An 11,105-nucleotide genomic window follows, 5' to 3' on the forward strand; every position below is an offset into this window, starting at 1 on the left:
GGACGCGACACTCCGCAGCCCGGGACACCATCCGCGTACACCGCACCGGACGCTAGAAGAGACCGTCCCACATCTGCTCCAGCAGCACCGCCCACCAGTTTTCCGGCGACGCGACGGCCGCCGGGTCCAGCGAGGCCAGCTGCTGCTGAAAGTCCACGGTCCAGCGCCCGGCCTGCTCCGGCGACAGCCCGTAGCGCCAGCGCCACATCTTCCCGAGCAGCGCCAAAGAGCGTACGAACTGAGGCAGACTCGTGTTGACGAACTGCGGCGGCACCGGGCCGCCGTCCGGGCCCGCCTCCAGCGGCACGGCCACGATGTGAGCCGTGCCGTACTGGACGCACAACTGGCGGCCGAAGTCCGTCCCCATCACCAGATACGAACCGGCGTCCGGCGCCGGACGCACACCGCGCTCCGCCGCCAGCTCCGCCAACGTCGGCACCGGACGACCCGGCTGGGCCTGCGCCCAGAAGAACGGCCCGAAATCCACCGGCAGCCCCGCCCACACCAGCGTCTGCGCCACCAGCTCCGGCACACCCTGCCGCGAGACCGCACGCTGATCGAAACGGAACACACCCTGCGGACCGAACGCCTCCGCCAGCTCACGGCCGATCACGTCCTGCCCCACCGGCGGCGCCACCGGCACCTGCCCGGGAGGCGGCAACGGCACCGGATTCGGCGCGGGACGCGCCGGACCGTCGGCGACCTGATGCAGCTCGCCCTGATGGGCGACGAGGTGGCGCACACCCTGCTGCCGGGTGGCGTGATCCCGCCCGTACGGAGCGGTGTGACTGATCCGCACCTGCGGCCACGTCTCGCGGATCATCCGCGCACAGTAGCCACCGGGCAGATCGCACGACTCCAACTCGGTGTGCAGCTCCAGCACCTGCTGCGGGGGTACGCCCATGGCACGCAACTCGTGCAGGATCTGCCACTCGGGATGCGGGGTGCCGGGGGCACTGCGCCGGATGAGCTGCTGCTCCTTCCCGTCCTGCGCGCGATAACGCAACACGGCCATGTACCCGGGCCCGACGGTGGGCACACCAGGCGCCGACGGCGCCTGCGGCGCCGACGGGGCACCGGGGCCGGCGGGGCCGGCGGGGCCGGCGAGCATGGTGGCGGCGGCATGCACCCCACCGGGCGCCTGCGGCGCACCGGGCCCGTGCGGAGCCTGCGGCGCCTGGGCAGCGCCGGGCGCACCGGGAGCCCGCGGGGGCTGAGGCGCACCGGGCCCGGCGGGGCCGGCCAGCATGGTGGCGGCGGCATGCACCCCACCGGGCGCCTCCGGCGCACCGGGCCCGTGCGGCGCCTGGACGGCACCGGGGGCCTGCGGGGGCTGCGGGGCCCCCGGACCACCGGGGCTGGCCAGCATCGTGGCGGCGGCATGCACCCCACCGGGCGCCCCCGGCGCACCGGCACCCTGCGACGGCCCGGCCCCGGGCGCACCGGGAGCGGCCGGAACACCGGGCGCTGCCGGGGCGCCGGGGGCACCCGGGCCACCCGGGACGCCGGGTGCCGCGGAGGCACCCGGGTTACCCGGAGCACCGGGGGCACCCGGGACGCCAGGAGCGTGAAGCGCACCGGGTGTACCCGGGGCACTAGGGGCCGGGGGGACGCCGGGGGCACCCGGGGCGCCGGAACCCTGCAGCTGCCCGCCACCGAGGCCACCGGGAGCCGGGGGAACGCCCGGCGCACCCGGAACAGGGGCACCCGGGGTGCCCGGCCCACCGGGAGCACCCGGACCGCCGGGGGCGCCGGGAGCACCGGGAGCACCGGGAGCACCGGGAGCACCGGGAGTATTGGGAACGCCAGGCGCAGCCGATGCACCGGGGGCACCCGGGGTTCCGGCGGCCTGCGGCCCGCCGGGCGCACCCGGAGCACCTGGCACCGAGGGAACACCGGGCCCACCCGGGGCGCCGGGGCCCTGCGGGTGAGCGGCGGCCCCGTGCCGGCCCGGGGCGCCGGGCGCACCCGGGGCACCGAGGCTGGGCGAGGCGCCCGGAACGTTCGGGGCACCCGGAACGCCAGGCCCGCCCGGGGCACCGGGCGCAGCCGGAGCATGGGGAACGCCCGGCACAGCCGAGGCACCGGGGGCACCCGGGGTTCCGGCGGCCTGCGGCCCGCCGGACGCGCCCGGGGCACCGGGAGCCGGAGGAACGCCGAGCCCACCCGGGGCACCCGGAACGCCGGAAGTCGGAAGCCCACCGGGCGCAGCCGGCCCGCCGGGGGTACCCGGGGTGCCGGGGCCCTGGGGGTGCGCGGCACCCGGGGCGCCGGGAGGCGCCGGGGGGACGCTCGGGGCGGCCGGAACAGGCCCGGGGCCGGGCGTGCGGGACGCGTCGAGGGACTCCAGGGACGGGGCGATCGCCGTCGGGGGAAGCGCACTGCCGCGCGGCATCAGCGCCGTCTTCGCGTCCGGGCGGACGCCCGGCGGCGGGGTGTCGTCGGCGTCCGAGCCCGACAGGGCCGGCGCCAGCACCGTGGCGGGCAGGCCGACCGAGCGGTCGTCGTCCGCCTCGTCGTCCGCGCGGACGTCCGTCCCGGCCCACGCCTGCGCGACCGCGTCGTCGTCCGTACCGCTGTCGGTCCCGGCGGGCTCCTCCTCCGGAGCCTCCGGGCCCGCCGCGTCGGCCTTCGCCAGCGACGGCGACGGCGACGGCGCAACCGCCTCCTCCGCCGCGGGAGGCGCCGGGGGCGCCGGAGGCGCCGGGGCCGCAGCCTTCTCCAGCGACGGCGCCGGAGGCGCCCCCTCGTCCGTCGCCCCCTCCGGGGGCGTGCGGCGGTCCGGGATGCCCATGGCGTCCGCCGCGTCCTGCAGCCACTGCGGTGGGCTCAGCAGGAAGGACGTCGCCTCCAGGTCCACGCGGCGCGGCGGCGCCTCCGCGGCGGCGGGGGCCGCTTCCGGTTCCGGGGTGCCGTATTCCTCCTCGTAGCGGCGGATGACCTCGCCGACCGGCAGGCCGGGCCACAGCGTGGTCTCGCCGCTGTCGCGGGCGATGACGAGCCGGTGGCGGGCGCCGCCGCCGGTGGGGCCGTCGTCGCGGTCCTCGGCCCACACCACGAAGCCGAGGTCGAATTCGCGGACCCGCACCTCGCGTTGCAGGTAGGCGGGCACGTCGCCGTTGACCCAGCGCTCTCCGCGCTCCTGTGCCTGCGCGAACGTCACCATTGCGCCGCTCATCCCTCCACCGGTACGGCGTACGCGAAGCCGCCGTCGACCATCAGGTTGGCCACCGTCTCCAGCTCGGGCGGGCCGCCTGCGAGCCGGGACAGGAAGTCGTCGAAGTCCTCGCCGCAGGGGAGCATGAGGTGCTCGACGCGTTCCCCCACGCTCCAGCCGTCGCGGTCGCGCGCGTCGTCGTAGGCGCAGAACCACACGGAGCCGACGGCTTCGCCCCTGACCTTGACGGCGAGGACGCCGCCTTGGACGAAGGCGACGCCGAGGTAGTCCTTGGTGAAGTGGTCGCGCAGGCACTTGTTGATGTAGACGAGGTCGTTGACCGCGGCTTCTTCGCGCACGGTGAAGAAGGGCTGGTCGACGAGAAGGCCGAGTTCGGCGTCGAGGGCGGCGCCGACGGGGGCGCAGCCGCCGGCGGCCTTGAGGAAGGCGCGGTAGGCGCCGGGCAGGCGGTAGCCGAGGTCTTCCTCGACGCCCTGGACCTGTTCCTCCGTCACGGCGAGGTCGCGCTGCGGCAGGGCGAAGTGGACGGGCCGGGTCTCCTGCAGGGGCCGGGTGCCGCGCTTGCCCTGGTCGACGGCGGCGGTGGCGAGTCCGGCGTGGTGCCGCAGCAGGGCCTTGACCTCGACGGGTACGAGTTCGAGCCGCCGGGTGCGCGGGACGTGGTGCCAGGTCCAGCCGTGCGGGGTGGCGACGGGCGAGAGGCTGGCCCACAGTTCGTGGCCGGCGGCGTGCAGGGCGGCGTTGGCCGAGACGTAGTCGGTCAGCCGCAGTTCGTCGACGCCGAAGCCCTCGGGGGGTTCGGCGATCTCGGCGGCGGCGCGGGCGTACGGCGAGAAGTCGGGGTAGCCGTCGTCGTCGACGTGCACGCCCTTGGGGTGGCGGCTGCGCCGGACCGGGTCGGGGAAGTGCACGACCTGTCCGGCGTAGGCCGCGTTCGGTGGCGCGGTCTGTTGCCCGAGCCGGCCTGTCGTCATGGCGGAAGCCCCCTGCTGACTGTGTCTCCTACGTGCCCGACAGCCTATGCGGTGCCGCAAGGAGGACGGCGGCGGCCGCTTGCGACTGCGTACGTTCCGGCCTCACAGTGATCATCTGGAACACGCGCCCCACGCAACACCGACCTGCCTTCCACACCCGGCATCCCATTTGGCAGGCTGATCCCCGCAACAGGGGGATTGCACGGGAGGGAAGAACCGCCATGCACACGACTCAGGAACGCCACACCGACGGCTCCGCGCCCGGCGACCCCCGGCTGACCTGGAGTTCCTCCGAGGACGCGGCCCGTCCGCCGGTCCTGCTGCGCCGCCGCGACGGCATCCTGCCCGCTGTCGCCGCCGCCCTGTCCGTGCGGGGGGAGACCCTCACCTGCACCGCGGGCAAAGCGGACCAACCGCCCAGACTCCACCCCCTCGTCCAGGACTTCCTGGACACCCTGACCAGCGAACGGCGCGAGCGCTTCACCGGCCGCTGCCCCGAGGCCGTCCTGCTGACCCGCTATCTGACGGCCCACGAGGCCGGCCGCAGCAAACGCGCCGCCCGCAAACCGCTCACCCACGGCGAGGCCCGGCGCGCGCTCAAGCAGGCCAAGCTGACGGCCCGCCACATCCGCGAGGACGGCGACCCCCGCCACGGCGCCTACGCCCCGCCGTGCCGCTCCTGCGGCGAACTGCTGGCCCACTTCGGCGTACGCCCCGTCGACCCCGCCGCCCCGACCACCGGCAGGAACTGACCACCACACCATGCGCGCATTCGACCGCACCGCCGCCACCCGCTTCCCCGTCGCCGTCGACGCCGCCCTGCGCGAGGCGGGCTGGCAGCCGGGCCGCTGGGACATCAAGGCCGCCGAGAACTGGGCCGACACCCTGCGCGCCCACGTCTCCCCCGCCGGGCACCGGCACACCGTCTTCCCGGCGGCGGTGGAGGCGTGGGCGGAGTTCGGCGGGCTGCGGGTGGTACCGCCGGGGGCCGGGCGGCACATCGCCCCCACGCCCTTCGAGATCGACCCGCTGCACGGCCTGCACCTGGCCCGTACCGTCGCCGACCTGGGGCGGGCCCTGGGCGCGGACGTGTGCCCGCTCGGGCAGGAGCTCGACGGGCAGGCGGTGCTCGTGATCGACGCGCACGGCCGCGTCTACAGCCTGGACGCCACCGGCGACTGGTACCTCGGCTCGGACATCGACCACGCCATCGGCACGCTCGTCACCGGCACCCGCCCCTCCCGCCTGTCGGCCGCGCGGGGGTAGGGCGAACCGCCGGACGCGGCCCGGCTCCCGCCGCTACGCCGCGTCCGGTATGACCGCCGAGACCCGGAAGCCGCCCGCGTCCGTCGGGCCGGAGACGAACACGCCCCCGAGCGCGGTGACCCGCTCGCGCATGCCCACCAGCCCGTTGCCGCCGCTCGGCAGGCCGGCGCCCGGCTGCTCGCCGTCGGAGGGGCCGTTCTCCACCTGCAGGGCCACCTCCTCGCCCCGGTGGGCCAGCCGCACCACGGCCTTCGCGCCGGGCGCGTGCTTGTGCACGTTGGTCAGCGCCTCCTGCACCACGCGATACGCCGTCTGCTCGACGTGCGGGGCGTACGAACGCCGGTCGCCGTGCACCGTCAGTTCGACGACCATGCCGGCCTCCCGGGACTGGTCGACCAGATGCTCCAGGCCCTCCAGCGACGGCCCGCCGTCCACCGCGTCCCCGGCGGCCTCGCCGGCCGCGCCGCGCACCCGCCCGGAGGCCACCGCGGCCACGGCGGCCAGCCGCTCCGGCTCGGCCGCGGCCCGCGCGGGCGCCGGGGCGGCGGCCTCCGACGAGGACGTGCGCAGCACGCCCAGCATCTCGCGCAGCTCCGTCAGCGCCTGCCGGCCCATGTCGCCGACGAGGGCCGCGTTGCGCGACGCCTTCTCGGGGTCCTTCAGGGCGACGGCCTGCAGCGCGGCGGAGTGCACCACCATCAGCGACACCCGGTGCGCGACGACGTCGTGCATCTCGCGGGCGATACGGGTGCGCTCCTCGTTGCGGGCCCACTCGGCCCGCTCCTCGGCCCGCTCGGCCAGCAGCGACAGCTCCCGCTCCAGGCCGTCGGCGCGCTCGCGCAGGCTCTCCACCAGGCGCCGTCGGGCGCCGACGTACAGGCCGAGCAGCAGCGGCGGTGCGGTGACGCCGAGCGCCATGATCGTGGAGAAGGCGACCGCCGGCCACATGCCGGGGTGGTAGGTGTCGGTCGCCACGTCCTGGTGGAAGCGGGCCAAGGCCACGATCACCGTGCCCGCGAACGACGCGGCCGCCAGCACCACGGTGATCCGCCGCGCCACCTCGGAGGCGGCGAGCGTGTACAGGCCGACGATGCTGATCAGGAAGCCCATCTCGGCGGGTGTGATCGCGATCGACACGAGCACCACGGCCACGGGCCACCGCCGCCGCAGCACCAGCGAGGCCCCCGCGGGCACGCCGATCAGGCCGCCCACCGCTCCGGGCAGCCCCAGCTCGTGCGCGAAGGCCACGCCCTCCAGCAGGCACTCCAGGGCGGACGCCAGGGCCAGCACCACGTCCAGTGCCATGGCCCGCCGCCGCGCCCACCACCAAGGCCCCGAGGGCGCGCCCCGCGCGCCCTCTTCCACTATTGCCCCCGTTGTGGTCATACCACCCAGACTACGGGCGGGTGCCACCGGTTTTCGCGTGTCCACGACACGTGTGCCGGCACGCACCGTCGCATCAAGGGCCGCCGGTACGGCATAGTGTGAGGTGCCGAGCGATCAGTCGGAACGGCCCCTCCGGGACCCTGTCCGTTTTGGTCGTTTTTACGGTCCCCTGTGGTGTAATTGGCAACACTACGGTTTTTGGTGCCGTCTTTCCAGGTTCGAGTCCTGGCAGGGGAGCAGCGGACTTCACTTCACGGGTCCTGACCGCCCAGGTCAGGACCCTTGCGCGTTTCACCTCTCTTACGCCCCGGTATCCTGCGGGTGTCCACCCCCTCGAAGCCGAAGGGCACACCCGTGAGCGCCAACCGCCCGGCAGCCGTCGTCGTCCTCGCAGCGGGTGAGGGCACCCGCATGAAGTCCGCGACCCCCAAGGTCCTGCACGCGATCTGCGGCCGCTCCCTCGTCGGGCATGTCGTCGCCGCCGCCCGTGAGCTGGAGCCGGAGCACCTGGTGGTGATCGTGGGGCACGCCCGCGAGCAGGTTTCCGCGCATCTTTCCGAGATCGACCCCGGTGTGCGCACCGCCGTGCAGTACGAGCAGAACGGCACCGGTCACGCCGTGCGCATGGGCCTGGAGGAGCTGGGGCGCAACAACATCGCGCTCGACGGCACCGTGGTCGTGGTCTGCGGCGACACCCCCCTGCTGACGGGGGAGACGCTGCAGCGTCTGGCGAGCACGCACGCCGCCGACGGCAATGCGGTGACCGTGCTGACGGCCGAGGTGCCGGACTCCACGGGGTACGGCCGCATCGTCCGTGACGACAGCGGCGCCGTGACGGCGATCGTGGAGCACAAGGACGCCTCCGACGCGCAGCGCGCGATCCGGGAGATCAACTCGGGTGTGTTCGCGTTCGACGCGAAGCTGCTGGCGGACGCCCTGGGCAAGGTGCGGACGGACAACAGCCAGGGCGAGGAGTACCTGACGGACGTCCTGGGCATCCTGCGCGAGGCGGGGCACCGGGTGGGTGCGGCCGTGGCCGGCGACCACCGGGAGATCCTGGGGATCAACAACCGCGTCCAGCTCGCCGAGGCCCGTCGCCTGCTGAACGAGCGGCTGCTGCACGCGGCGATGATGAGCGGCGTGACGGTGGTGGACCCGGCGACCACGTGGGTGGACGTCACCGTGACCTTCGAGCCGGACTCGCTGGTGCAGCCGGGCACGCAGCTGCTGGGCGCCACGCACGTGGCCACCGGCGCCGAGGTGGGTCCGAACACGCGGCTGAGCGACACCACGGTGGGCGAGGGCGCGCGGGTGGACAACACCGTGGCCGACTCCGCCGAGATCGGCGCGGGCGCGAACGTCGGCCCGTACGCCTACCTGCGGCCGGGCACGAAGCTGGGTGCGAAGTCGAAGGCCGGCGCCTACGTCGAGATGAAGAACGCCACGATCGGCGAGGGCACGAAGGTGCCGCACCTGTCGTACGTGGGCGACGCGACGATCGGCGAGTACACGAACATCGGCGCGGCGAGCGTCTTCGTGAACTACGACGGTGTGAGCAAGCACCACACCACGATCGGCTCCCACTGCCGCACCGGATCGGACAACATGTTTGTGGCTCCGGTCACGATCGGGGACGGCGCGTACACCGCCGCCGGCTCGGTCATCACCAAGGATGTGCCCCCGGGTTCGCTGGCCGTCGCACGTGGTCAGCAGCGCAACATCGAGGGCTGGGTGGCGCGCAAGCGCCCGGGAAGCGCGGCCGCCGAGGCCGCCGAGGCCGCTCGCCGTGACAGCGAGGGCGAGCAGTGACCGTGACACCGGCACGCCGTGCGGGGCGTACCGTGATAAGCGCACACAAAGCGACATCCAAGGAGACTGTGCTGTGACCGGGATCAAGACGACCGGCGAGAAGAAGCTGATGCTCTTCTCCGGCCGCGCCCACCCCGAGCTTGCCGAGGAGGTCGCGCACCAGCTGGGCGTCGGCCTGGTCCCGACCAAGGCCTTCGACTTCGCCAACGGTGAGATCTACGTCCGCTTCCAGGAGTCCGCGCGCGGCGCCGACTGCTTCCTGATGCAGAGCCACACGGCTCCCATCAACAAGTGGGTCATGGAGCAGCTCATCATGATCGACGCGCTCAAGCGCGCGTCGGCCCGCTCCATCACGGTGATCCTGCCGTTCTACGGCTACGCCCGTCAGGACAAGAAGCACCGCGGTCGCGAGCCCATCTCGGCCCGCCTGATCGCGGACCTGATGAAGACGGCCGGTGCCGACCGCATCCTGACGGTCGACCTGCACACCGACCAGATCCAGGGCTTCTTCGACGGCCCGGTGGACCACCTGTTCGCGCTGCCGATCCTGGCGGACTACGTGGGTGCCAAGGTCGACCGCGACAAGCTCACCGTGGTCTCCCCCGACGCCGGCCGCGTGCGCGTCGCCGACCGCTGGTGCGACCGTCTGGGCGCGCCGCTGGCGATCGTGCACAAGCGCCGCGACAAGGACGTCGCCAACCAGGTGACCGTCCACGAGGTCGTCGGTGACGTCAAGGGTCGCGTGTGCGTCCTGGTCGACGACATGATCGACACCGGTGGCACGATCTGCGCCGCCGCCGACGCGCTCTTCGCGCACGGTGCCGCGGACGTCATCGTGACGGCCACGCACGGTGTGCTCTCCGGTCCGGCCGCGGACCGTCTGAAGAACTCCAAGGTGAGCGAGTTCGTCTTCACCAACACCCTGCCGACGCCGAACGAGCTGGAGCTCGACAAGATCACGGTCCTGTCGATCGCCCCGACGATCGCGCGCGCGGTGCGCGAGGTGTTCGAGGACGGCTCCGTGACCAGCCTCTTCGACGAGCTGGGCTGATCGGTTCCGCCGATCGGGCACTGATCGATTTCTGGGCGGCCTCCCCCGCCGGGTAGACTCTGCGAGTTGCTCGGCGAGGGAGGCCGCACTCATGTGCGGCGGTCCGTTATCGACGCGCTCTTCGTAGCAGGCCTGTCGTGGGCCGGGTAACCCGTCCACCACAAGATCTGTCACGAGGAGTGCACCATGGCCGAGGTCAAGCTCAACGCCGCCGTCCGCACCGAGTTCGGCAAGGGCTCCGCCCGCCGCATCCGCCGCGCCCACCAGGTTCCGGCCGTCGTCTACGGCCACGGTGCCGAGCCGGTCCACGTGTCCCTGCCGGGCCACGACCTGATGATGGCGCTCAAGACCCCGAACGTCCTGCTGTCCCTGGACATCGAGGGCCGCAACGAGCTGGTCATCCCCAAGCAGGTCCAGCGTGACGCGCTCAAGGGCTTCCTGGAGCACGTCGACCTGCTCGTCGTCAAGCGCGGCGAGACCGTCACCGTCGAGGTTCCGGTCCACACCGAGGGCGAGCTGGCCCCGGGCGGCAACCTGCTGGAGCACACCCTGACCGCCCTGCCGGTCGAGGCCGAGGCCACCCACATCCCCGAGTCCGTCACCGTCTCCGTCGCGGGCCTGGAGGCCGGTGCCTCCGTCCTGGCCAAGGACGTCGTCCTGCCGGCCGGTGTCGCGCTGGCCGTGGACGCCGACGCCGTCGTCCTGCACGTCGTCGCCGGTGACGTCGCCCCGGTCGAGGCCGAGGGCGCCGAGGCCTGATCCAGGCCCCGGTAGTTCTTTTCCGCCCCACCGCCGTCCCGCTTTCGAAGAGGAAGCGGGACGGCGGTCGGCGTATGAAGGAGACATGCAGATGACGGACGGCTCCAGCCCCTGGCTGATCGTGGGCCTGGGCAACCCGGGCCCCGAGTACGCGGGCAACCGCCACAACGTGGGCTTCATGGTCGCCGACCTGCTCGCGGAGCGGATGGGCGGAAAGTTCAAGGCGCACAAGGCGCGGGCCCAGGTCGTCGAGGGCCGGATCGGCCCGCCGGGCCCGGCGTCGCAGCGGGTCGTGGTCGCCAAGCCGATGTCGTTCATGAATCTGTCGGGCGGCCCGACGACCGCCCTGCGCGACTTCTACAAGGTGCCGGTCGAGCGGATCGTCGTCGTCCACGACGAGCTGGACATCGACTACGGGGTGCTGCGGCTGAAGGTGGGCGGCGGCGACAACGGCCACAACGGCCTGAAGTCGATCACGAAGTCGCTGGGCCCGGACTACTGCCGCGTCCGCTTCGGCATCGGCCGCCCGCCGGGGCGCATGCAGGTGGCGGACTTCGTCCTGAAGGACTTCTCCTCCACGGAGCGCAAGGATCTGGACTACGAGGTCGACCGCGCGGCGGATGCGGTCGAGTCCCTCGTGCTGGACGGCCTGGAGCGCGCCCAGAGCACGTACAACGGCTGA

The 11,105-nt window shown here is 73.6% G+C and carries 9 protein-coding genes and 1 tRNA gene; 7 read left to right on the forward strand and 3 right to left on the reverse strand.

Annotated features, from left to right (window positions below; all coding sequences use genetic code 11):
• Nucleotides 1–52 precede the first annotated feature (52 nt).
• Entirely contained in the window at nt 53–3,163 is a 3,111-nt protein-coding gene (locus AC27L3_RS22455) for an SUKH-4 family immunity protein (RefSeq protein ID WP_487235867.1), read from the reverse strand.
• A gap of 11 nt (nt 3,164–3,174) precedes the next feature.
• Complete coding sequence (locus tag AC27L3_RS22460) at nt 3,175–4,152, reverse strand: SMI1/KNR4 family protein (RefSeq protein ID WP_487235847.1); 978 nt, start codon at nt 4,150–4,152, stop codon at nt 3,175–3,177.
• Between the two features lie 221 nt (nt 4,153–4,373).
• On the opposite strand from AC27L3_RS22460, the gene AC27L3_RS22465 reads away from it, so the two are divergent.
• Both AC27L3_RS22465 and AC27L3_RS22470 read left to right on the forward strand, forming a co-directional pair.
• A complete protein-coding gene (locus tag AC27L3_RS22465; RefSeq protein WP_365966011.1) occupies nt 4,374–4,904 on the forward strand; it encodes a YwqJ-related putative deaminase in 531 nt (176 codons plus the stop codon).
• A 10-nt stretch (nt 4,905–4,914) separates the two neighbouring features.
• Nucleotides 4,915–5,418 (forward strand): SUKH-3 domain-containing protein, encoded by a 504-nt coding sequence (locus AC27L3_RS22470; RefSeq protein ID WP_487235848.1) that lies wholly within the window; start codon nt 4,915–4,917, stop codon nt 5,416–5,418.
• Nucleotides 5,419–5,451: 33 nt separating this feature from the next.
• Here AC27L3_RS22470 and AC27L3_RS22475 read toward each other — a convergent pair whose 3' ends face one another.
• Nucleotides 5,452–6,804: a sensor histidine kinase gene (locus AC27L3_RS22475; protein ID WP_487235849.1), complete on the reverse strand. Its 1,353-nt coding sequence runs from the start codon at nt 6,802–6,804 to the stop codon at nt 5,452–5,454.
• Nucleotides 6,805–6,969: 165 nt separating this feature from the next.
• On the opposite strand from AC27L3_RS22475, the gene AC27L3_RS22480 reads away from it, so the two are divergent.
• The 5 genes from AC27L3_RS22480 to pth all read left to right on the forward strand — a co-directional run bounded on the left by AC27L3_RS22480 (nt 6,970) and on the right by pth (nt 11,105).
• A tRNA-Gln gene (locus AC27L3_RS22480) sits at nt 6,970–7,041 on the forward strand.
• Between the two features lie 117 nt (nt 7,042–7,158).
• Entirely contained in the window at nt 7,159–8,613 is a 1,455-nt protein-coding gene (gene glmU / locus AC27L3_RS22485) for a bifunctional UDP-N-acetylglucosamine diphosphorylase/glucosamine-1-phosphate N-acetyltransferase GlmU (protein ID WP_487235850.1), read from the forward strand.
• A gap of 73 nt (nt 8,614–8,686) precedes the next feature.
• Nucleotides 8,687–9,664 (forward strand): ribose-phosphate diphosphokinase, encoded by a 978-nt coding sequence (locus AC27L3_RS22490; RefSeq protein WP_190132144.1) that lies wholly within the window; start codon nt 8,687–8,689, stop codon nt 9,662–9,664.
• Between the two features lie 186 nt (nt 9,665–9,850).
• Nucleotides 9,851–10,423: a 50S ribosomal protein L25/general stress protein Ctc gene (locus AC27L3_RS22495; protein WP_487235851.1), complete on the forward strand. Its 573-nt coding sequence runs from the start codon at nt 9,851–9,853 to the stop codon at nt 10,421–10,423.
• Between the two features lie 91 nt (nt 10,424–10,514).
• A complete protein-coding gene (gene pth / locus AC27L3_RS22500; protein ID WP_487235868.1) occupies nt 10,515–11,105 on the forward strand; it encodes an aminoacyl-tRNA hydrolase in 591 nt (196 codons plus the stop codon).

It is taken from the genome of Streptomyces sp. PKA51 (assembly GCF_057552455.1).